This window comes from Streptomyces sp. IMTB 2501, from assembly GCF_001953885.1.
GTDB lineage: Bacteria > Actinomycetota > Actinomycetes > Streptomycetales > Streptomycetaceae > Streptomyces.
On record NZ_MQUS01000020.1, the window covers coordinates 1 to 21,382 of the forward strand.

At 69.5% G+C, this 21,382-nt stretch carries 22 protein-coding genes and 1 pseudogene; 15 read left to right on the forward strand and 8 right to left on the reverse strand.

Annotated features, from left to right (window positions below; translation table 11 throughout):
- The 3 genes from AV521_RS29355 to tkt all read right to left on the reverse strand — a co-directional run.
- A partial coding sequence (locus AV521_RS29355; protein WP_143658664.1) for a glucose-6-phosphate dehydrogenase occupies positions 1–803 on the reverse strand: 803 nt, incomplete at its 3' end.
- A gap of 1 nt (position 804) precedes the next feature.
- Positions 805–1,923, reverse strand: coding sequence for a transaldolase (gene tal, locus AV521_RS29360; protein ID WP_076092435.1), 1,119 nt, complete (start codon positions 1,921–1,923; stop codon positions 805–807).
- A gap of 33 nt (positions 1,924–1,956) precedes the next feature.
- Positions 1,957–4,044: a transketolase gene (gene tkt / locus AV521_RS29365; protein WP_076092437.1), complete on the reverse strand. Its 2,088-nt coding sequence runs from the start codon at positions 4,042–4,044 to the stop codon at positions 1,957–1,959.
- Positions 4,045–4,422: 378 nt separating this feature from the next.
- Between tkt and AV521_RS29375 the strand changes: the two genes are divergently transcribed.
- The 3 genes from AV521_RS29375 (at position 4,423) to AV521_RS29385 (ending at position 7,091) form a co-directional block, all read left to right on the forward strand.
- A complete protein-coding gene (locus tag AV521_RS29375; protein WP_076092441.1) occupies positions 4,423–5,379 on the forward strand; it encodes a heme o synthase in 957 nt (318 codons plus the stop codon).
- A 92-nt stretch (positions 5,380–5,471) separates the two neighbouring features.
- Positions 5,472–5,792 carry a hypothetical protein gene (locus AV521_RS29380; RefSeq protein ID WP_076092718.1) on the forward strand — a complete coding sequence of 107 codons (321 nt, stop codon included), beginning with the start codon at positions 5,472–5,474 and terminating at the stop codon, positions 5,790–5,792.
- A gap of 174 nt (positions 5,793–5,966) precedes the next feature.
- Entirely contained in the window at positions 5,967–7,091 is a 1,125-nt protein-coding gene (locus AV521_RS29385) for an amidohydrolase family protein (protein ID WP_076092443.1), read from the forward strand.
- A gap of 247 nt (positions 7,092–7,338) precedes the next feature.
- Here AV521_RS29385 and AV521_RS29390 read toward each other — a convergent pair whose 3' ends face one another.
- Genes AV521_RS29390 through AV521_RS29405 form a run of 4 tightly spaced genes read right to left on the reverse strand, consistent with a single transcriptional unit; the run spans position 7,339 to position 10,936 of the window.
- Positions 7,339–8,349, reverse strand: a complete 1,011-nt coding sequence (locus tag AV521_RS29390; protein ID WP_076092445.1) for a heme A synthase — start codon at positions 8,347–8,349, stop codon at positions 7,339–7,341.
- Positions 8,350–8,395: 46 nt separating this feature from the next.
- Positions 8,396–9,169 (reverse strand): ABC transporter permease, encoded by a 774-nt coding sequence (locus tag AV521_RS29395; protein ID WP_076092447.1) that lies wholly within the window; start codon positions 9,167–9,169, stop codon positions 8,396–8,398.
- On the reverse strand, positions 9,166–10,089 hold the full coding sequence (locus AV521_RS29400) for an ABC transporter ATP-binding protein (RefSeq protein ID WP_076092449.1): 924 nt from the start codon (positions 10,087–10,089) through the stop codon (positions 9,166–9,168). The genes AV521_RS29395 and AV521_RS29400 overlap by 4 nt, the downstream gene beginning before the upstream one ends.
- Positions 10,090–10,120: 31 nt before the next feature.
- On the reverse strand, positions 10,121–10,936 hold the full coding sequence (locus AV521_RS29405; RefSeq protein WP_076092451.1) for an aminoglycoside N(3)-acetyltransferase: 816 nt from the start codon (positions 10,934–10,936) through the stop codon (positions 10,121–10,123).
- Positions 10,937–11,119: 183 nt separating this feature from the next.
- Between AV521_RS29405 and AV521_RS29410 the strand changes: the two genes are divergently transcribed.
- The 11 genes from AV521_RS29410 (at position 11,120) to dapD (ending at position 20,055) form a co-directional block, all read left to right on the forward strand.
- The gene (locus tag AV521_RS29410; protein WP_076092453.1) at positions 11,120–11,854 is read left to right on the forward strand and encodes a metalloregulator ArsR/SmtB family transcription factor; all 735 of its coding nucleotides are present in this window, start codon (positions 11,120–11,122) and stop codon (positions 11,852–11,854) included.
- The gene (sufB, locus tag AV521_RS29415) at positions 11,851–13,272 is read left to right on the forward strand and encodes a Fe-S cluster assembly protein SufB (protein WP_076092455.1); all 1,422 of its coding nucleotides are present in this window, start codon (positions 11,851–11,853) and stop codon (positions 13,270–13,272) included. Before AV521_RS29410 ends, sufB begins: the two co-directional genes overlap by 4 nt.
- Positions 13,273–13,330: 58 nt before the next feature.
- Positions 13,331–14,515 carry a Fe-S cluster assembly protein SufD gene (sufD, locus tag AV521_RS29420; protein WP_076092457.1) on the forward strand — a complete coding sequence of 395 codons (1,185 nt, stop codon included), beginning with the start codon at positions 13,331–13,333 and terminating at the stop codon, positions 14,513–14,515.
- Positions 14,512–14,832, forward strand: a complete 321-nt coding sequence (locus tag AV521_RS29425) for a non-heme iron oxygenase ferredoxin subunit (protein ID WP_067048599.1) — start codon at positions 14,512–14,514, stop codon at positions 14,830–14,832. Before sufD ends, AV521_RS29425 begins: the two co-directional genes overlap by 4 nt.
- A 7-nt stretch (positions 14,833–14,839) precedes the next feature.
- Positions 14,840–15,604: a Fe-S cluster assembly ATPase SufC gene (gene sufC, locus AV521_RS29430; RefSeq protein WP_067048602.1), complete on the forward strand. Its 765-nt coding sequence runs from the start codon at positions 14,840–14,842 to the stop codon at positions 15,602–15,604.
- A complete protein-coding gene (locus AV521_RS29435) occupies positions 15,601–16,857 on the forward strand; it encodes a cysteine desulfurase (protein ID WP_076092459.1) in 1,257 nt (418 codons plus the stop codon). Before sufC ends, AV521_RS29435 begins: the two co-directional genes overlap by 4 nt.
- Positions 16,858–16,873: 16 nt before the next feature.
- Positions 16,874–17,341, forward strand: a complete 468-nt coding sequence (sufU, locus tag AV521_RS29440; protein ID WP_076092461.1) for a Fe-S cluster assembly sulfur transfer protein SufU — start codon at positions 16,874–16,876, stop codon at positions 17,339–17,341.
- Positions 17,338–17,670 (forward strand): metal-sulfur cluster assembly factor, encoded by a 333-nt coding sequence (locus AV521_RS29445; RefSeq protein WP_076092463.1) that lies wholly within the window; start codon positions 17,338–17,340, stop codon positions 17,668–17,670. The genes sufU and AV521_RS29445 overlap by 4 nt, the downstream gene beginning before the upstream one ends.
- Positions 17,671–18,062: 392 nt before the next feature.
- Positions 18,063–18,386, forward strand: coding sequence for a multidrug efflux SMR transporter (locus AV521_RS29450; protein WP_076092465.1), 324 nt, complete (start codon positions 18,063–18,065; stop codon positions 18,384–18,386).
- Complete coding sequence (locus AV521_RS29455; RefSeq protein WP_076092467.1) at positions 18,386–18,925, forward strand: TetR/AcrR family transcriptional regulator; 540 nt, start codon at positions 18,386–18,388, stop codon at positions 18,923–18,925. The genes AV521_RS29450 and AV521_RS29455 overlap by 1 nt, the downstream gene beginning before the upstream one ends.
- Before the next feature lie 143 nt (positions 18,926–19,068).
- Positions 19,069–20,055, forward strand: coding sequence for a 2,3,4,5-tetrahydropyridine-2,6-dicarboxylate N-succinyltransferase (gene dapD, locus AV521_RS29460; RefSeq protein ID WP_076092469.1), 987 nt, complete (start codon positions 19,069–19,071; stop codon positions 20,053–20,055).
- A gap of 229 nt (positions 20,056–20,284) precedes the next feature.
- Here dapD and AV521_RS49485 read toward each other — a convergent pair.
- Positions 20,285–20,371, reverse strand: a pseudogene (locus AV521_RS49485) (GntR family transcriptional regulator); the annotation flags it as partial.
- A 266-nt stretch (positions 20,372–20,637) separates the two neighbouring features.
- Between AV521_RS49485 and AV521_RS29465 the strand changes: the two are divergent.
- Positions 20,638–21,108 (forward strand): VOC family protein, encoded by a 471-nt coding sequence (locus AV521_RS29465; protein WP_179023461.1) that lies wholly within the window; start codon positions 20,638–20,640, stop codon positions 21,106–21,108.
- Positions 21,109–21,382 lie beyond the last annotated feature (274 nt).

The following is a 21,382-nucleotide window of genomic DNA, read 5'->3' on the forward strand; positions in this document are numbered from 1 at the left end:
AGCAGGTGGTTCTGGATGACGTCACGGGCGGCGCCGATGCCGTCGTAGTAGCCGGCGCGGCCGCCGATGCCGATGTCCTCGGCCATGGTGATCTGCACATGGTCCACGAAGGACCGGTTCCAGATCGGCTCGAACATGGTGTTGGCGAAGCGCAGCGCCAGGATGTTCTGGACGGTCTCCTTGCCGAGGTAGTGATCGATCCGGAACACCTGGTCCGGCTCGAACACCTCGTGCACGACCTTGTTCAGCTCCTCGGCCGACTCCAGATCGTGGCCGAACGGCTTCTCGATGACCGCGCGCCGCCAGGAACCGCCCGTCTGGTCGGCCAGGCCGTGCTTCTTCAGCTGCTGGATGACCACCGGGAAGGAGCGCGGCGGCACCGACAGGTAGAAGGCGAAGTTGCCGCCCGTGCCCTGTGCCTTGTCCAGCTCCTCGATGGTGGCGCGCAGCCGCTCGAAGGCATCGTCGTCGTCGAAGGTGCCCTGGACGAAGCGCATCCCCTGGATGAGCTGCTGCCAGACCTCCTCCCGGAACGGCGTACGGGCGTGCGCCTTGACGGCGTCGTGGACCTCGGCGGCGAAGTCCTCGTTCTCCCACTCGCGGCGGGCGAAGCCCACCAGCGAGAAGCCCGGCGGCAGCAGACCCCGGTTGGCGAGGTCGTACACCGCGGGCATCAGCTTCTTGCGGGACAGGTCGCCCGTGACACCGAAGATGACCAGACCCGACGGCCCCGCGATACGCGGGAGCCGTCGGTCGGCCGGGTCACGAAGCGGGTTCGCTCCGGAACCGGTAAGGGGTGACAAGTCAGCCCTCCGAAGGGGCGAGGCGCTCAAGCTCCGCCTGGGTGGACTTCAGCAGGTCGTTCCAGGATGCCTCGAACTTCTCGACGCCCTCGTCCTCCAGCACCTGCACCACGTCGTCGTACGAGATGCCGAGCTTCTCGATCGCGTCGATCTCGGTGCGGGCCTGCTCGTAGGTGCCGGCGACGGTGTTGCCGGTGATCTCGCCGTGGTCGTCGGTGGCCTCCAGCGTGGCCTCCGGCATGGTGTTGACCGTGTTCGGCGCGACCAGCTCGGTGACGTACAGCGTGTCCGGGTACGACGGGTCCTTCACACCGGTCGACGCCCACAGCGGACGCTGCTTGTTGGCGCCCGCGTTCTCCAGCGGGTTCCAGCGGTCCGAGGAGAAGACCTCCTCGTACGCCTGGTAGGCGAGGCGCGCGTTGGCGACGGCGGCCTTGCCGCGCAGCGCCTTGGCCTCGTCGGTGCCGAGGGCGTTCAGGCGCTTGTCGATCTCGGTGTCCACACGGGACACGAAGAAGGACGCCACGGAACGGATGAGCGACAGGTCCAGGCCGCGCTCCTTCGCCTTCTCCAGGCCGGCCAGGTAGGCGGCCATGACCTCGCGGTAGCGCTCCAGGGAGAAGATCAGGGTCACGTTGACGCTGATGCCGAGGCCGATGACCTCAGTGATCGCCGGCAGACCCGCCTTGGTGGCCGGGATCTTGATCAGCGTGTTGGGCCGGTCGACCAGCCAGGCCAGCTGCTTGGCCTCGGCGACGGTGGCCGCCGTGTTGTGCGCGAGACGCGGGTCCACCTCGATGGAGACCCGGCCGTCCTGACCGCCGGTGGCGTCGAAGACGGGGCGCAGGATGTCGGCGGCGTCGCGGACGTCCGCCGTGGTGATCATGCGGATGGCCTCTTCGACGGTGACCTTGCGGGCGGCGAGGTCCGTGACCTGCTGCTGGTAGCCGTCACCCCCGCTGATCGCCTTCTGGAAGATCGTCGGGTTGGTGGTGACGCCCACGACGTGCTGCTGGTCGATCAGCTCGGCGAGGTTGCCGGACGTGATCCGCTTGCGCGACAGGTCGTCCAGCCAGATCGCGACGCCTTCTTCGGAGAGGCGCTTGAGTGCGTCTGTCATGGAATTACATCTCCTACGTGTCGTATATGAGCGTCAGCGCTGGGCGGCGGCGATGGATTCCCGGGCCTTGGCAGCCACATTCTCGGCAGTGAAGCCGAACTCACGGAAGAGCACCTTGCCGTCGGCGGAAGCACCGAAGTGCTCCAGGGAAACGATGCGGCCGGCGTCCCCGACATAGCGGTGCCAGGTCAGTCCGATGCCCGCCTCCACGGCCACGCGGGCCTTGACGGACGGCGGGAGCACAGAGTCCCGGTACCCCTGGTCCTGCTCCTCGAACCACTCGACGGACGGCATCGACACGACACGCGTGGGAACGCCCTCGGCCTGCAGCTGCTCACGCGCCTCGACGGCCACGTGCACCTCGGAACCGGTGGCGATCAGGATCACCTGCGGCTGGCCGCCCTCGGCCTCGAAGAGCACGTAACCGCCGCGCGCGGCATCCTCGTTGGGCTCGTACGTCGGCACGCCCTGGCGGGTCAGCGCGAGGCCGTGCGGGGCGCCCTTGCCGAACTCCTTGGTGTAGCGGCCCAGGATCTCGCGCCAGGCGATCGCGGTCTCGTTGGCGTCCGCCGGGCGGACGACGTTCAGACCGGGGATCGCGCGCAGCGAGGCCAGGTGCTCGACCGGCTGGTGGGTGGGGCCGTCCTCGCCGAGACCGATGGAGTCGTGCGTCCACACGTAGGTCACCGGCAGGTGCATCAGGGCCGACAGCCGCACCGCGTTGCGCATGTAGTCGGAGAAGACGAGGAACGTACCGCCGTAGACACGGGTGTTGCCGTGCAGCGTGATGCCGTTCATCTCGGCACCCATCGAGTGCTCGCGGATGCCGAAGTGGATCGTACGGCCGTACGGCTTGGCCTCGGGCAGCGGGTTGCCCTCGGGCAGGAAGGAGCTCTCCTTGTCGATGGTGGTGTTGTTCGAGCCGGCGAGGTCGGCGGAGCCGCCCCACAGCTCGGGGACCACCGCGCCGAGCGCCTGCAGCACCTTGCCGGAGGCGGCACGCGTGGCGACGCCCTTGCCCGGCTCGAAGACCGGGATCTTCTCCTCCCAGCCGGTGGGCAGCTCGCCCTTGCTGATGCGGTCGAACTCGGTGGCGCGCTCCGGGTTGTCGTCCCGCCACAGCTGCAGGGACTTCTCCCACTCGGCCTTCGCCTGCGCGCCGCGCTCCAGGGCCTTGCGGGTGTGCGTGATCACCTCGTCCTCGACGGCGAAGTGCTGCTCGGGGTCGAAGCCGAGGACGCGCTTGGTGGCCGCGACCTCCTCCTCGCCGAGCGCCGAGCCGTGCGCGGCCTCGGTGTTCTGGGCGCTCGGGGCCGGCCAGGCGATGATCGAGCGCATCGCGATGAAGGACGGCCGGTCCGTGACCTTCTTCGCCTCCTGTACGGCGGCGAAGATCGCCTGCGGGTCCAGGTCGCCGTTGTCCTGGGCCTCGACGCGCTGCACGTGCCAGCCGTAGGCCTCGTAGCGCTTGACGGTGTCCTCGGAGACGGCCGTCTCGGTGTCGCCCTCGATCGAGATGTGGTTGTCGTCCCACAGCAGGATCAGATTGCCGAGCTTCTGGTGGCCGGCCAGCGAGGACGCCTCGGCGGAGATGCCCTCCTGGAGGCAGCCGTCACCGGCGACGCAGTAGATGAAGTGGTCGAAGGGGGACTCGCCCTGCGGCGCTTCCGGGTCGAACAGGCCGCGCTCGTAGCGGGCGGCCATCGCCATGCCCACCGCGTTGGCGACGCCCTGGCCGAGCGGACCGGTGGTGGTCTCGACGCCCTTGGTGTGCCCGTACTCCGGGTGGCCCGGGGTCTTCGAACCCCAGGTGCGGAAGGACTCCAGGTCCTCCAGCTCCAGGCCGAAACCGGCCAGGTAGAGCTGGGTGTAGAGGGTCAGGGACGAGTGGCCGGCGGACAGCACGAAGCGGTCGCGCCCGACCCACTCCGGGTCGGCAGGGTCGTGCCGCATCACCTTCTGGAAGAGGGTGTAGGCGGCCGGAGCCAGGCTCATCGCCGTACCGGGATGGCCGTTGCCGACCTTCTGTACGGCGTCGGCGGCCAGAACACGGGCGGTGTCCACGGCCCGCTGGTCCAGGTCGGTCCACTCAAGGTCTGTGGTGGTCGGCTTGGTGCTCACCCTGGGTCAGGGCTCCTCTCCACATGTCGTTCGCCGGTCGATCGGGGCATACGCCCACCCGGCCGCCGACGTGCTTCTGCCCGCCGGCCGCTGCCGAGCCTACCCCCGTGAGGACGTGCGTTTTTTCGACTCAATCCAGACTGCCGGGAGTCTGTGCGATCCGCCTCCCGACTGGCCGACACGCCATTTGGCACATGAATACGGCGCCTGTCATCTGAGCGCTCAATCGAGAGGTAGGACCCCTCTTATGGGACGGGTGCCAACACGACCCCACCCCCGCGAAGGCCGGGGTATGGGCAACGTCTAAAGTGGCGTGGTACGCGCGAGCCTTTACCGGGACTTCACACGGGGAGGCTTGCTGGGATGTCTCTGTCAGGGGTGTGCGTGACGGCCGTCGAATCCCGTCCACCGGGTGTGCTCGGTGGTGCGAGCCAGGGCCCGGTTCACCGGCCGTTCGGGGCCCGTGTCAAGGCGTTTGTGGCGCTGACCAAGCCGCGGATCATCGAGCTGCTGCTCATCACCACCGTTCCGGTCATGTTCCTCGCACAGCAGGGTGTGCCCGACCTGAAGCTGGTCCTGCTGACCTGCGTCGGCGGCTACCTCTCGGCGGGCGGCGCCAACGCGCTGAACATGTACATCGACCGGGACATCGACGCCCTGATGGACCGCACCGCACAGCGGCCGCTGGTGACCGGCATGGTCAGCCCGCGTGAGTGCCTGGCCTTCGGCATCACCCTTGCGGTCGTCTCGACGCTGCTCTTCGGCCTCACCGTCAACTGGCTGAGCGCCTGGCTCTCGCTCGGCGCGCTCCTCTTCTATGTCGTCGTCTACACGATGATCCTCAAGCGGCGCACGTCGCAGAACATCGTGTGGGGCGGCATCGCCGGCTGCCTGCCGGTGCTGATCGGCTGGTCCTCCGTCACGAACTCGATGTCCTGGGCGCCGGTCATCCTCTTCCTCGTCATGTTCTTCTGGACGCCGGCGCACTACTGGCCGCTGTCCATGAAGGTCAAGGAGGACTACGCGCGCGTGGGCGTGCCGATGCTGCCGGTCATCGCCTCCAACAAGGTCGTCGCCCGGCAGATCGTCATCTACAGCTGGGTGATGGTCCTGGTCTCGCTGCTCCCCACCCCGCTCGGCTACACCGGCTGGTTCTACATGGCGGTCGCCCTGGCGGCCGGCGGTTACTGGCTCTGGGAGGCGCACGGCCTGCAGAACCGGGCGAAGGCCGAGGTGACCGGCGTGAAGCTGAAGGAGATGCGCCTCTTCCACTGGTCGATCACCTATGTGTCGATCCTCTTCGTCGCCGTCGCAGTGGACCCGTTCCTGCGCTGACGCTCCTCGTGTCCCTGGCGGGAGGGGTGCGTGGTCAAGGCCACGCACCCCTCCCGTCGCCGTTTGATCTACTCGTGGGTAGCATCCTGGCCATGGCAGACACGCAGCAGGTTGACCCGAAGGCCGAGCGCACGGCGGCCCGGCTCGCCCACCAGATCAGCGCCTTCGCCAAGGCACACGGCGGCGCGGAGGGCCAGGTGGCCCACATCGGCGAGCGCGGCGCCCGGATCGTCCTCGTCGGCGAGGACGGCGGCTGGGGCGACCTGGTCGCTCCCAGCACCGAGATCGCCGAGAAGGCAGTGGAGAAGTCCGGCATCACCGTCCACGAGTCCTTCGACGGCGAGTTCGCGGCGAAGGTGAAGACGGGCCCGTACGAGTGGAAGCGGATGGCCGGCATTCAGATCGGCGGCTGAACAGCCAACCCGCAGGGGCGCGGGGCTGTATCGACATGCGGCTCCGCCGCGTGGGAGCGAGCAGCCACGGACGACCGTAAGCCGCCAAACCAGCGCACTCCCCGAGCTGATCCGCGACCTCGAACCCCGTTCACTCGTTAGGCCGCAAAAGCCAGCGCACGCGGGGAGGCCGGGATGATCGAAACGCCGTCCCTCGTGGACCAGTACTGCCACGGCGTACTGCGGACGGAACTGGGCCTCGGCACCTTCGAGGCCCAACTCGCCCGCACCGAGGGCCCACCGGCCCCCGGCACCACGCTCTTCGACACCCAGACAGGATTCGCCGTACGGCGCTGGTGCCCGCCCCTGCTCGGCCTGGAACCGCACTGCGCGCCCGCCCGCTATCTGGCCCGGCGCCGCGAACTGGGCGTCCTGGAAGCGGGCCGCAGGCTGCTGCGCGGCAGCGGCATCACGACCTATCTCGTCGACACCGGCCTGCCCGGCGACCTCACCGGCCCCGCCGAGATGGCCTGCGACGGGGCCGCCGAAGCCCGTGAGATCGTCCGGCTCGAACTGCTCGCGGAGCAGGTCGCCGACACGTCCGGCACCGTCGAGTCCTTCCTGGCCAACCTCGCCGAGTCCGTGCACGGCGCAGCCGCGAACGCCGTCGCCTTCACCTCCGTCGCGGGCCTCAGACACGGCCTGGCCCTCGCGCCCGAGCCACCGGGGCCGGGGGAGGTGCGGGGCGCGGCGGGCCGCTGGTTCGCCGGGCGGCGGGTCGGCGGGGCGCTCACGGACCCCGTGCTGCTACGGCACCTGCTGTGGATCGGCGTAGCCTCGGGCCTGCCCCTCCAACTGCACGCCGGGCTCGGCGAGCCGGGCTCCCGCATCGACCGCACCGACCCCGTGCTGCTCTCCGACTTCGTGCGCGCCACGGCCGGCCTCGGCACCGACCTGATCCTGCTGCACGGCTACCCGTACCACCGCCACGCCGCCCACCTGGCCGGTGTCTTCCCGCACGTCTACACCGACTCCGGCGCCGCACTCGTCCGCACCGGCGCCCGTGCGGCCACCGTCCTCGCCGAGATCCTGGAGCTCGCCCCCTTCGGCAAGATCCTCTTCTCCACCGGCGCCCACGGCCTGCCCGAACTGCACGTCGTCGGCGCCCGCCTGTTCCGTGAGGCCCTGGGCCGGGTCCTGGGGACCTGGGTCGCCGACGGCGCCTGGTCCCTGGAGGACGGGCAGCGGGTGGCCCGGATGGTCGCGGCGGACAACGCCCGCCGGGTGTACGGGCTGAGCGGCACCGGCCGCACCGGCTGAGCCGCCCCCGCGGCCAGGGCCTGTCCGGCGGATCAGGTCGCAGGAAGCCGGCGGCGCCTTATCAGCGCAGGTGAGCGGGGGCGATGGCCCCCGCGTCAGAGGTCCCTCCCGCGCGAGCGCAGCCGGGCGTGGGGGAATGTTCGAGCGTCGGCGACCGACGACAACGCCGCTGAGGTCCCCATGCCCTTGAGGCAGTGGGGGAGGGTGTGCCGCCCCGCCGTCCGCGACAGGGTCCGCCGGACGGGCCTCAGGCGCGCGTGCCCATCGGCACCTCGGCCGAAGGGCCGGACAGGTCCAGCGTGGCGTCCGGGCGTTCGCGCAGCGACAGCAGCACCCGCAGCACTCCGATCCACACCAGGCAGGAGCCGAGCATGTGGAGGCCGACCATGGCCTCGGGCAGGTGCGTGAAGTACTGGACGTAGCCGATGACGCCCTGGGCGAGCAGGAGCACGAAGAGGTCCCGGGTGCGGTCCAGCGGCCCCTTGGGGGCGTCGACCGCCTTGAGGACGAACCACAGGGCGAAGGTGAGGGTCACCACGATCCAGGCGAACACGGCGTGCAGCTTGGCGACGGTCTCCCAGTCGATCGGGATGCGCTTGACGTCGCTGGAGTCGCCCGCGTGCGGGCCCGCGCCGGTGACGATCGTGCCGGCCGCGATCAGCAGGACGGAGGCGACGACGAGGAACCACACCAGCTGCTGCACGGCCTTGCCGACCAGCGGCCGGGGCGCGGTGTCGCCCTCGCGGGTGCGCTGCCACATCACCGCGGCAACCGTGATCAGCGCCGTCGCCAGCAGGAAGTGCGCCGCGACGGTGTACGGGTTGAGACCCACCAGCACCACGATGCCGCCGAGGATCGCGTTGCCCATCACCAGCCAGAACTGCGCCCAGCCCAGCCGGGTCAGACTGCGCCGGTACGGCTTCTGGGAGCGGGCGGCGATGATCGCCCAGCCGACCGCGGCGCACAGCACGTACGTCAGCATGCGATTGCCGAACTCGATCGCGCTGTGATAGCTCAGCGCGTTCGTCGGGGTCAGCGAGCCGTCGGTGCACTCCGGCCAGGTCGGGCAGCCGAGGCCCGACCCGGTCAGGCGTACGGCACCCCCGGTGACGACGATGACCACGGACATCACGAGCGCGGCGAGGGCGGCCCGCTGGACGGTCCTCGGTTGCGGGGTCCAGCGTGCGGCGATGAAGGCGAGCGGGTTGCGCAGAGCCGCGGCGGCGTCGGCGGGGTTCAGCTTGGGCACGCGCACCATCGTAGGCCGCCGCTTGTGCACGCGTTCACGAGGGTCCACCGTGCCCTCACTCCCAGCGGAAGAACCTTCCCGCCGCCGCGAGACCGGCGACCGCCCACACCGCGAGGATCCCCAGGTCACCCCATGGCATGCCGGCGCCGTGCTGCAGCACGCCCCGGAGGCCGTCCGAGAGCGCGGAGATGGGCAGCAGCCCCAGCACGTGCTGTGCGGCCGGGCCGAACTTGTCCAGCGGCACGATGACGCCGCCGCCGACGAGCAGCAGCAGGAAGACGAGGTTCGCGGCGGCCAGGGTCGCCTCCGCCTTCAGGGTGCCCGCCATCAGCAGGCCGAGCCCGGAGAAGGCGGCCGTACCGAGGACGAGGAGGAGCAGGACGGCGGCGGGGTCGCCGTGCGGGGACCAGCCCAGGGCGAAGGCGATCGCCGTCAGCATGATCACCTGGAGAACCTCGGTGACCAGCACGGACACCGTCTTCGCGGTCATCAGGCCCCAGCGGGGCAGCGGCGAGGCGGCGAGCCGCTTGAGCACGCCGTAGCGGCGCTCGAAGCCGGTCGCGATGGCCTGCCCGGTGAACGCCGTCGACATCACCGCGAGAGCCAGGATGCCGGGGGCGAGGAAGTCCACCGCCTTGCCCTTGCCGGTGTCGACGATGTCCACGGAGCTGAAGAGCGCCAGCAGCAGCGTCGGGATGACGACCGTCAGCAGCAGCTGCTCGCCGTTGCGCAGCAGCATCCTGGTCTCCAGCGCCGCCTGCGCCGCGATCATGCGGGGCAGGGGCGCCGCGCCCGGCTGCGGGGAGTAGGTACCCGTGGCGGTGGTCATGAGCGCAGCTCCTTGCCTGTGAGCTCCAGAAAGACGTCCTCCAGCGTGTGCCGCTCCACCGAGATGCGGTCCGGCATCACGCCGTGCTGGGCGCACCACGAGGTCACGGTGGCCAGCAGCTGCGGGTCGACCTTGCCGACGACCCGGTAGCTGCCCGGGGTCAGCTCGGCGGCCGTGCAGTCGGCCGAGAGCGCCTTCAGCAGGGAGCCCACGTCGAGGCCGGGGCGGCCGGTGAAGCGCAGGGTGTTCTCGGCGCCGCCCTTGCACAGCTCCTCCGGGGAGCCCTGGGCGATGACCCGGCCGCCGTCGATGATCGCCACGTCGTCGGCGAGCTGCTCGGCCTCTTCCATGTAGTGGGTGGTGAGGATCACCGAGACGCCGTCGGCGCGCAGGTCCTTCACCAGGTCCCAGGTGGCCCGGCGGGCCTGCGGGTCGAGCCCGGCGGTCGGCTCGTCGAGGAAGACCAGCTCCGGGCGCCCCACGACGGCCATGGCGAGCGCGAGGCGCTGCTGCTGGCCGCCGGACAGCCGCCGGTAGGAGGTGCGCCCGCAGGAGCCGAGCCCGAGCCGCTCGATCAGCGCGTCGACGTCCAGCGGATGTGCGTGCAGTTTGGCCACGTGCCTGAGCATCTCGTCGGCCCGGGCGCCGGAGTAGACGCCGCCGGACTGGAGCATCACACCGATACGGGGCCGCAACTCGGCGGACCGACGTACGGGGTCGAGGCCCAGGACGCGCACCGTGCCGGCATCCGGCTTCCGGTACCCCTCGCAGGTCTCGACCGTGGTCGTCTTCCCCGCCCCGTTCGGACCGAGTACGGCGGTCACGCCCGCCTCGGCCACCAGGTCGAGGCCGTCCACCGCGGTCTTCGTGCCATACCGCTTCACCAGGGCCTGGACCTGGACCACGGGCTCACTTCGCATGGACCCAGAGTCTAGGGAGAGGCCGGACCGCTCAGACGGGCGGGTGCAGGAACTCCTCCTCACGGGGGCGGTGCAGGGGCAGCCACCGCTCCGCGTAGGCCACCGCGTCCGCCACCGGAAACAGCCGCACGTCCGCCGCACCCACCGTGCCCCGTATGACGGGCCGGTCCCGCTCGAAGTCGTGCCCCAGCTCGTCGAACCGGTCGGAGCTGATCGACACCTCGATCACGGTCTCCCAGCCGCCGCCGGGAGCGGGCCGGCCGACCGCCACGCGCGGCGCCGGTATGCGGTACTCGGCCAGGTGGAAGCTGGTGCAGGCGTCGTAGCCCGCGCCCAGCAGCAGGACCCGGGCGCCCAGATTCTCCAGCCGGGCCAGCGGGCTGTGCTCACCGAGCCGGCAGTCCGGGGCGTGGCCGTCGGTGATCTCGCGCGCGTGCGGGCCGAGTGCCGCGAAGGAGGTCTGCGGGTGGGCACTGCGCAGGGCGCCGGGCCAGGTCCGCAAGGTCTCCGGGATCACGCCGACGCCCCGGGTGGGGGTGATCAGCGGGTCGTACGGCGGCATGGTCGCCCGGATCCGCTCCCACCACTCCTCGGGCACCGGCGGGTTTCCCCACACCGCCGGGTCGGACAGATCGCCGGACTGGGTCGGGACGACCAGCGTGCCCGACCGGCCCAGGGTGTCCAGAAATCCCTGGACGACCGCGACGGCTCCTCCGCTGACCCAGCCGAGGGAGCTGAGCGAGGAGTGGACGAGCAGGATCTCGCCGGACTCGACACCCAGCAGGCGCAGCTGAGTGGCGACGGTGTCCCGGGTGACAAGAGGGCCGGTCGGAGGGGGTGTCGGCATGGTTCGGGAGTCTTCCCGACGGGCCCGCGCGATGCCACCGAATTGGCCGCTCAGCCTTTCCGGAATGATCGATCAAAGATCATTTTCGCAGGTCGGATTAGGTATGCCTAAGTGACGCAGGGCACCGCTCGATGATCCCGGCGGCGCTTGTCAGGCTCTGAAGAATTACGCAACAATGGCGTTGTGAAAAACGTCGGCGAGGCTCGGGAGACCCCCCTGGGGGCCCCGCAGGAGGAACTCGCGACCGGTGAGCGCTCCACGCGCAACCGCGTCGCGCGATCCATCCTGGACCACGGCCCGTCGACCGTCGCCGAACTCGCCGGCCGGCTGGGACTGACCCACGCGGCCGTCCGGCGCCACCTGGACGCGCTGGTCGCCGACGACGTCGTGGAGGCGCGGGAGCAGCGGGTGTACGGCACGCGCACCCGCGGCCGGCCCGCCAAGGTCTTCGCGCTCACCGACTGCGGCCGGGACGCCTTCGACCAGTCGTACGACAAGCTCGCCGCGGACGCGCTCCGCTGGATCGCCGAGCAGGGCGGTGGCCCCGAGGCGGTCGCCGCCTTCGCCCGCGCCCGGATCGCCGCCCAGGCGAGCGCCTACCGCAAGGCGATCGAGGCCGTCACCCCGGACAGGCGCGCCGAAGCGCTGGCCAAGGCCTTGAGCGTCGACGGGTACGCTGCTACGGCGCGCACCGCACCGGTCGGCGAGCAGCTGTGCCAGCACCACTGCCCGGTCGCCCATGTCGCGGAGCAGTTCCCGCAGCTGTGCGAGGCGGAGACGGAGATCTTCGCCGAGCTGCTGGGCACCCACGTCCAGCGACTGGCGACCATCGCGCACGGCGACGGCGTCTGCACGACGTTCATCCCCAAGACATCCACTGACGCACCTGCAAGCACGGCCGGGAGGAACCCCGCATGACTCTCCCCACGGAGACTGTCCACCCTGAGCTCGAGGGCCTGGGCAAGTACGAATACGGCTGGGCCGACTCCGACGTGGCCGGTGCCTCAGCCAGGCGCGGCCTGAACGAGGAGGTCGTCCGCGACATCTCCGGCAAGAAGTCGGAGCCGGAGTGGATGACCAAGCTGCGTCTGAAGGGCCTGAAGCTCTTCGAGAAGAAGCCGATGCCGAACTGGGGCTCCGACCTCTCGGGCATCGACTTCGACAACATCAAGTACTTCGTGCGCTCCACGGAGAAGCAGGCGGAGTCCTGGGAGGACCTGCCCGAGGACATCAAGAACACCTACGACAAGCTGGGCATCCCGGAGGCCGAGAAGCAGCGCCTGGTCGCCGGCGTCGCCGCCCAGTACGAGTCGGAGGTCGTCTACCACCAGATCCGCGAGGACCTGGAGGAGCAGGGCGTCATCTTCCTCGACACCGACACCGCCCTGAAGGAGCACCCGGAGCTCTTCAAGGAGTACTTCGGGACCGTCATCCCCGCAGGTGACAACAAGTTCGCGGCCCTGAACACCGCCGTGTGGTCGGGCGGCTCCTTCATCTACGTCCCGAAGGGCGTGCACGTCGAGATCCCGCTCCAGGCCTACTTCCGCATCAACACGGAGAACATGGGCCAGTTCGAGCGGACCCTGATCATCGTCGACGAGGGTGCCTATGTGCACTACGTCGAGGGTTGTACGGCCCCGATCTACAAGTCGGACTCGCTGCACTCCGCGGTCGTCGAGATCATCGTCAAGAAGAACGCCCGCTGCCGCTACACGACCATCCAGAACTGGTCGAACAACGTCTACAACCTGGTCACCAAGCGCGCCGTGGCCTACGAGGGCGCGACCATGGAGTGGATCGACGGCAACATCGGCTCCAAGGTGACGATGAAGTACCCGGCCGTCTACCTGATGGGCGAGCACGCCAAGGGCGAGACCCTGTCCATCGCCTTCGCCGGCGAGGGCCAGCACCAGGACGCCGGCTCCAAGATGGTCCACATGGCGCCGAACACCTCCTCCAACATCGTCTCCAAGTCGGTGGCGCGCGGCGGCGGTCGCACCTCGTACCGCGGCCTGGTCGAGATCGGCGAGGGCGCCCACGGCTCGAAGTCGAACGTGCTGTGCGACGCGCTGCTCGTCGACACCATCTCCCGCTCCGACACGTACCCGTACGTCGACGTCCGTGAGGACGACGTGTCCATGGGCCACGAGGCGACCGTCTCCAAGGTCTCCGAGGACCAGCTCTTCTACCTGATGAGCCGTGGTCTGTCCGAGTTCGAGGCGATGGCGATGATCGTGCGCGGCTTCGTCGAGCCGATCGCCAAGGAGCTGCCGATGGAGTACGCCCTTGAGCTCAACCGGCTGATCGAGCTGCAGATGGAGGGCGCGGTCGGCTGATCGCCGCTCCGCACTCCCCGTCAGGCCCATACGCAAGAAAGCGAGCATTACGACAGCCATGGCTGAGGCCCAGAACATCCCGGTGGGCTCGACCACCGCCGGCCAGATCGCGGTCGCCGCGGAGTCGACCGTCGTCTCGCGCATGAGCGCGCCCCCGTCCTTCGACGTGGCGGACTTCCCGGTCCCGCACGGCCGCGAGGAGGAGTGGCGCTTCACCCCGCTGGAGCGTCTGCGCGGGCTGCACGACGGCACCGCCGTCGCCACCGGCGAGGGCGTGAAGGTCGACGTGCAGGCCCCCGAGGGCGTCTCCGTCGAGACCGTCGGCCGTGACGACGCGCGCGTCGGCAAGGCGGGCACCCCCGTGGACCGCATCGCCGCCCAGGCGTTCTCCGCCTTCGAGAAGGCCTCGGTCGTGACCGTCCCGAAGGAGACCGTCCTCACCGAGCCGATCCGCATCGCGGTGCACGGCGAGGGCGGCACCGCCTTCGGCCACCAGGTCATCGAGCTGGGCGCCTTCGCCGAGGCCGTCGTGGTCATCGACCACACCGGTGACGCGGTGCTCGCGGCCAACGTCGACTACGTCCTCGGTGACGGCGCCAAGCTGACCGTCGTCTCCGTCCAGGACTGGGACGACAAGGCCGTCCACATCGCCCAGCACAACGCCCTGATCGGCCGGGACGCCTCCTTCAAGTCGGTCGTCGTCACCTTCGGCGGCGACGTCGTCCGCCTGCACCCGCGCGTCGAGTACGCCGGCCCCGGCGGCGAGGCCGAGCTGTTCGGCCTGTACTTCACCGACGCCGGGCAGCACCAGGAGCACCGCCTGCTGGTCACCCACAACACCCCGCACTGCAAGTCGAACGTCGTCTACAAGGGCGCGCTCCAGGGCGACGACGCACACGCGGTCTGGATCGGCGACGTGCTCATCGAGGCCAAGGCCGAGGGCACGGACACCTACGAGATGAACCGCAACCTGGTCCTCACGGACGGCGCGCGCGTCGACTCGGTGCCGAACCTTGAGATCGAGACGGGCGAGATCGTCGGCGCCGGCCACGCCTCCGCCACCGGCCGCTTCGACGACGAGCAGCTCTTCTATCTGATGGCCCGCGGCATCCCGGAGCACGAGGCCCGCCGCCTCGTGGTCCGCGGCTTCTTCGCCGGTCTGGTCCAGCAGATCGGTGTCACCGACATCGAGGAGCGCCTGCTCGCCAAGATCGAGGAGGAGCTGGAGGCGTCCGTCGCATGACGACCTTCGTACGCGCCTGTGGGCTGAGCGAGCTGGAGGAGGACACCCCGAAGCGGGTGGAACTCGACGGCACGCCGGTCTCGGTCGTGAAGACCGAGGGCGAGGTGTTCGCGATCTACGACATCTGCTCCCACGCGAACGTCTCCCTCTCCGAGGGCGAGGTGGAGGACTGCCAGATCGAGTGCTGGCTGCACGGATCCTCCTTCGACCTCCGCACCGGCAAGCCGTCCGGCCTCCCGGCCACGCGCCCCGTCCCCGTATACCCCGTAAAGATCGAAGGGGACGACGTTCTCGTCTCCCTCACCCAGGAGTCCTGAGGCACCCATGGCAACGCTTGAAATCCGAGACCTGCACGTCACCGTCGAGGCCGACAACGCCACGAAGGAGATCCTCAAGGGCGTCGACCTCACCGTGAAGCAGGGCGAGACGCACGCCATCATGGGCCCCAACGGCTCGGGCAAGTCGACCCTCGCCTACTCCCTCGCGGGTCACCCGAAGTACACGATCACCGAGGGCACCGTGCTGCTCGACGGCGAGGACGTCCTGGAGATGTCCGTCGACGAGCGCGCCCGCGCGGGCCTGTTCCTGGCGATGCAGTACCCGGTCGAGGTCCCCGGCGTCTCGGTCTCCAACTTCCTGCGCACCTCCGCCACCGCCGTCCGCGGCGAGGCCCCCAAGCTGCGTACCTGGGTGAAGGAGGTCAAGGAGGCCATGGAGCGCCTCAACATGGACCCGTCCTTCGCCGAGCGCAACGTCAACGAGGGCTTCTCCGGCGGTGAGAAGAAGCGCCACGAGATCCTCCAGCTCGAACTGCTCAAGCCGAAGGTCGCGATCCTCGACGAGACGGACTCCGGCCTGGACGTCGACGCGCTCCGCATCGTCTCCGAGGGCGTCAACCGCGTCCGCGAGACCGGCGAGGTCGGCACCCTGCTGATCACGCACTACACGCGCATCCTGCGCTACATCAAGCCCGACTTCGTCCACGTCTTCTCCGGCGGCCGGATCGTCGAGTCCGGCGGTGCCGAGCTCGCCGACAAGCTGGAGGACGAGGGCTACGAGGCGTACACGAAGGGTGGCGTATCCGCGTGACACAGCTGCCGGGCCTCCTCGACACCGAGGCGATCCGCAAGGACTTCCCCGTGCTGGACCGTGTGGTCCACGACGGCAAGAAGCTCGTGTACCTGGACAACGCGGCGACCTCGCAGAAGCCGCGCCAGGTGCTGGACGCCCTGAGCGAGTACTACGAGCGCTACAACGCCAATGTCCACCGCGGCGTGCATGTGCTCGCCGAGGAGGCCACGGCGCTGTACGAGGGCGCGCGCGACAAGGTCGCCGAGTTCATCAACGCGCCCAGCCGCGACGAGGTGATCTTCACCAAGAACGCCTCCGAGTCGCTGAACCTCGTGGCCAACATGCTGGGCTGGGCCGAGGAGCCCTACCGGGTGGACCACGAGACCGAGATCGTCATCACGGAGATGGAGCACCATTCCAACATCGTGCCGTGGCAGCTGCTCGCGCAGCGCACGGGTGCGAAGCTGAAGTGGTTCGGCCTGACCGACGACGGCCGCCTCGACCTGTCCAACATCAACGAGATCATCACGGAGAAGACGAAGATCGTCTCCTTTGTGCTGGTGTCGAACATCCTGGGCACGGTCAACCCGGTCGAGACGATAATCCGCCGCGCCCAGGAGGTCGGCGCCCTCGTCTGCATCGACGCCTCCCAGGCCGCCCCGCACATGCCGCTGGACGTGCAGGCCCTGCAGGCCGACTTCGTGGCCTTCACCGGCCACAAGATGTGCGGCCCGACCGGCATCGGCGTCCTCTGGGGCCGCCAGGAGCTGCTGGAGGACCTTCCCCCCTTCCTGGGCGGCGGCGAGATGATCGAGACGGTCTCGATGCACTCGTCCACGTACGCCCCGGCGCCGCACAAGTTCGAGGCGGGCACCCCGCCGATCGCGCAGGCCGTCGGCCTGGGCGCGGCGATCGACTACCTCAACTCGATCGGGATGGAGAAGATCCTCGCCCACGAGCACGCGCTCACCGAGTACGCGGTGCGGCGGCTGGCCGAGGTCCCCGACCTGAGGATCATCGGCCCGACCACGGCCGAGGACCGGGGTGCGGCGATCTCCTTCACGCTGGGCGACATCCACCCGCACGACGTGGGCCAGGTCCTCGACGAGCAGGGCATCGCGGTCCGCGTCGGCCACCACTGCGCACGGCCCGTCTGCCTCCGCTACGGAATTCCTGCGACCACGCGAGCGTCGTTCTATCTGTACTCCACGCTGGCCGAGATCGACGCACTGGTCGACGGCCTGGAGCACGTACGGAACTTCTTCGGCTGAGGGGCGTGCTGAAACGGTGAAGCTGGATTCGATGTACCAGGAAGTCATCCTGGACCACTACAAGAACCCGCACGGGCGTGGTCTGAGGGATGGCGACGCCGAGGTGCACCACGTGAACCCGACGTGTGGCGACGAGATCACCCTCCGTGTGAAGTACGACGGCACGAAGATCGCGGACGTCTCCTACGAGGGCCAGGGCTGCTCGATCAGCCAGGCATCCGCGTCTGTGCTCAACGAGCTCCTTGTCGGCAAGGACCTGACCGAGGCGCAGAAGATCCAGGAGACCTTCCTGGAGCTGATGCAGTCCAAGGGCAGGATCGAGCCGGACGACGCGATGGAGGACATTCTGGAGGACGCGGTCGCGTTCGCCGGTGTCTCCAAGTACCCCGCGCGGGTCAAGTGCGCCCTCCTGAGCTGGATGGCGTGGAAGGACGCGACGGCCCAGGCGCTGGGTGGCGCCGACGCCGAAAGGAAGACGGCATGACCGACACCGCTGAGATGAAGCCGGCCTCCGAGGAGGAGCTGCGCGAGGCCCTGATGGACGTGGTCGACCCCGAGCTGGGCATCGACGTCGTCAACCTCGGCCTGATCTACGGCATCCACGTCGACGAGTCCAACATCGCGACCGTCGACATGACCCTGACCTCGGCGGCCTGCCCGCTGACCGACGTCATCGAGGACCAGGCCAAGTCCGCCACGGACGGCCTCGTCAACGAGCTGCGCATCAACTGGGTCTGGATGCCGCCGTGGGGCCCCGACAAGATCACGGACGACGGCCGAGAGCAGCTCCGGGCGCTCGGGTTCAACGTCTGATCCTTCTCCGACGTCCCCTCTCCTGCGACGTCCGATCCCGCGGCGGCCACGCTGCGGGCACCTGCGGGAAACGGCCGTACCGTTCGCGGTACGGCCGTTTCGCATATCCCGCGGTCCAGGCCCCGACCGGACTCCGAACCGCCGGGCATCAGGGCGGTTTCGACAGCGCACACTCCGCGCACGGCAGGGTGGGCCGCTCTCGCGCCGGCGGGCTCCTGGCTCCGACGGCGAGAGGCGTCCGAGGCGTCCGAGGCGTCAAAAGGAGACAAGAGGAGACAAGAGGGGAATCAACTGCCGGTGTACGACATCGGCATGATGCTCGTCATGCAGGCGACTTCATGGCCAGGGGTGACGGTCATCTGCGCAGCCCGGCGTTGTGTACGCTCGTACACATGGGATACCTGACGCTCGCCGGCGCCATAGCCGCCGAGGTCGCCGCGACGACGGCGATGAAGTACAGCGAGGGGTTCAGCCGGCTCTGGCCCTCGCTCGTGACGACACTGGGCTACCTCGTCTCCTTCGCGCTGCTGGCCCAGACGCTGAAGACCGTCCAGATCGGCACGGCCTACGCGATCTGGTCCGGGGTCGGCACCGCGACCATCGCCGTCCTCGGCCTGCTGCTGTTCGGGGAGGGGCTGAGCGTCGCCAAGGTCGGCGGGATCCTGCTGATCATCGGGGGAGTGGTCGTGCTGAACCTGGGCGGGGCGAGCCACTGATGCCCCGCCGCTACGACCCCGACCGGCGCCGGCGCATCATCGACGCCGCGATCCGCGTGGTCGGCCGGGACGGCATCGCCGGCCTGAGTCACCGCTCGGTCGCCGCCGAGGCCGACGTCCCGCTCGGCTCCACCACGTACCACTTCGCCACCCTGGAAGAGCTGATGGTGGCCGCGCTGCGGCAGGCCAACGAGAACTTCGCCCGGGTTCTGGCCGAGCGGCTGCCGGAGCAACAGCAGGACCGGGAGGAACTCGCCGCGGACCTGGCCCGCGCACTGGGGGAGTGGCTGGGCGGCGACCGCACGGGCGTGGAGCTGGAGTACGAGCTGTATCTGGCCGCGCTGCGCCGCCCCGCGCTGCGCCCCGTCGCCGCCGAGTGGACCGAGGACGCGGCGGCCCTGCTCGCCCGGCACACCGACCCGGTCACGTCCCGCGCCCTGCTCGCGCTGATGGACGGCATCTGTCTGCAGGTGCTGCTGACGGGCGGTTCCTACGACGAGAAGTACGCCCGAGCCGCCCTGGCCCGGCTGATTCCCTGAACCGGTGTCGAGGAACCGGTGTGGCACCGGCTCGGCTGATCCGCTGACCCCGTGCCCCGCCGGCTTGGCCGATCACCTGAGTCGCGCCCGGCACGTGAGACGCGGTTCGCCCTGACCGCCCCGCCCGCGTTAGGTTTGCCCGCATGACCGACTCTGCTTCCCGTACCACCGGCGCCGTCGCCGCCGGCCTCGCCACCATCGCCTCCGACGGCACCGTTCTCGACACCTGGTTCCCGGCCCCCGAGCTGGTCGAGGAGCCGGGCCCCGCCGGTACCGAGCGGCTGACCGCCGAGCGGACGGCCGAGCTGCTGGGCGAGGGCGCGACCAAGGCGGTCGGCCCGGACGCCCGCCGCGGTGTCGAGGTGGTCGCGGTCCGTACGGTCATCGCCTCGCTGGACGAGAAGCCGCTCGACGCCCATGACGTCTACCTGCGTCTGCACCTGCTCTCGCACCGCCTGGTCAAGCCGCACGGCCAGAGCCTGGACGGCATCTTCGGCCACCTCGCCAACGTCGCCTGGACCTCGCTCGGCCCGGTCGCCGTGGACGACATCGAGAAGGTGCGGCTGAACGCCCGCGCCGAGGGCCTGCATCTGCAGGTCACCTCGATCGACAAGTTCCCGCGGATGACGGACTACGTCGCCCCGAAGGGCGTGCGCATCGCCGACGCCGACCGGGTCCGCCTGGGCGCGCACCTCGCCGAGGGCACCACGGTCATGCACGAGGGCTTCGTCAACTTCAACGCCGGCACGCTCGGTACGTCGATGGTCGAGGGCCGGATCTCCGCGGGCGTCGTGGTCGGCAACGGCTCCGACATCGGCGGCGGCGCCTCCACCATGGGCACCCTGTCCGGCGGCGGCAACGTGATCATCTCCATCGGCGAGCGCTGCCTGATCGGCGCCGAGGCGGGCGTCGGCATCGCGCTCGGCGACGAGTGCGTGGTCGAGGCCGGCCTGTACATCACCGCGGGCACCCGGGTCACCATGCCCGACGGCCAGATCGTCAAGGCCCGCGAGCTGAACGGTGCCTCCAACATCCTCTTCCGCCGCAACTCGGTCACCGGCAAGGTCGAGGCCCGCCCGAACAACGCGGTCTGGGGCGGCCTGAACGACATCCTGCACAGCCACAACTGACCTTGGGCGGCCGTGACCTGCGGCCGCCACATTGATCAACGCTCCGACCTGCTGCTGAGCTGTTGTCAGTTGTCGACGTTGGTCACCATCGAGCGCCCTTCCACGGCCCCAGGCCGGCCCGGGAGGGCGCTCGTGCGTAGGCCCCGCTCTCAGCGGTCCGATCCGTCGCACAGACCGGGTGAGGGGGAAGCCGGAAGGCGCTGAGCGGGACGAGTGGCCGGCGGCCGAGTCAGGGCTGGTGACGGTTGATCGGGATCTCGTAGACGCTCTCGCGGTGAACGGCGGGCACCACGATGTCCGCCGTCTCGACAGGCCGTTTGGGCTGGTGTCGCCCTGAGCTGTACTGATGGTCCGCTGACGTTCCAGTCGTCCGCCGGTGTTCGTCGGCGCTGTCACGCAGTTGGACACGCAGCCGGGCCAGTGGCTGATCGCCTTGCCCTGGAGGCCAATTCGAAGCGGTGGGCCAAGATGTCCAAACGAAGGCGTCTGCTGTTCGGGTAGCCGGCGAACCACCGATGAGTTCCGCCGGCCGGGCCGGTCCACCAGGACGTACGCCATCGAGACGCCGACTGGAGACCCACCATGACCAATCCCGCACACCCCGGCCGCATGCTGTTCGTGAACATCCCCGTAGCGGACCTTGAGCGCAGCAAGGCGTTCTTCGCCAAGCTCGGGTTTGGTTTCAACCCGAAGTTCACCGACGAGACCGCCGCCTGCATGCTGGTCGGCGAGCACGCTTTTGTCATGCTGCTCAGCCGTGAGAAGTTCGCGGAGTTCGCGAAACTGCCGATGGCCGATCCCACCACGCACACGCTGGCGCTGTACTGCTTCAGCGTGTCGTCCCGCGATGAGGTCGACGCGGTCAGCGCCGCTGCACTCGCGGCGGGTGGCTCCGAGGCGGATGGCGCGGAGGACTACGGTTTCATGTACTCACGCAGCTTCTTCGACCTCGACGGCCACGGCTGGCAGGTCATGTGGATGGATCCGGCGGCCGCGGAGCAGGGCCCCGAGGCGTTCGCGGCCTCCATGCAGGACGCCGACGCCCCGGCCTGACCCTCAGCGGCTTCGGCCGCGTTTGGGAAGCCTGGGTTTTCTGGGGGCAGTTGCTCCGCTGACCTGCGGCGGAGCCGTGTTGGATTCAGGTCGCACCCGTGGCCACCCCCCTGTTCCCCGTGGTGCCCCGCACGATCTGGCACGCGAATGGCACGACCCGTTCGCTCCGAAGAACCCCTGAGCGGAAGCTCGATCTTGGAGGTTTGAGTCTGAGCCGACGACAGTCAGCCACGATGGCGGGTGCGTCGACCGATCAGGCGCGCGTGTGCCTCGC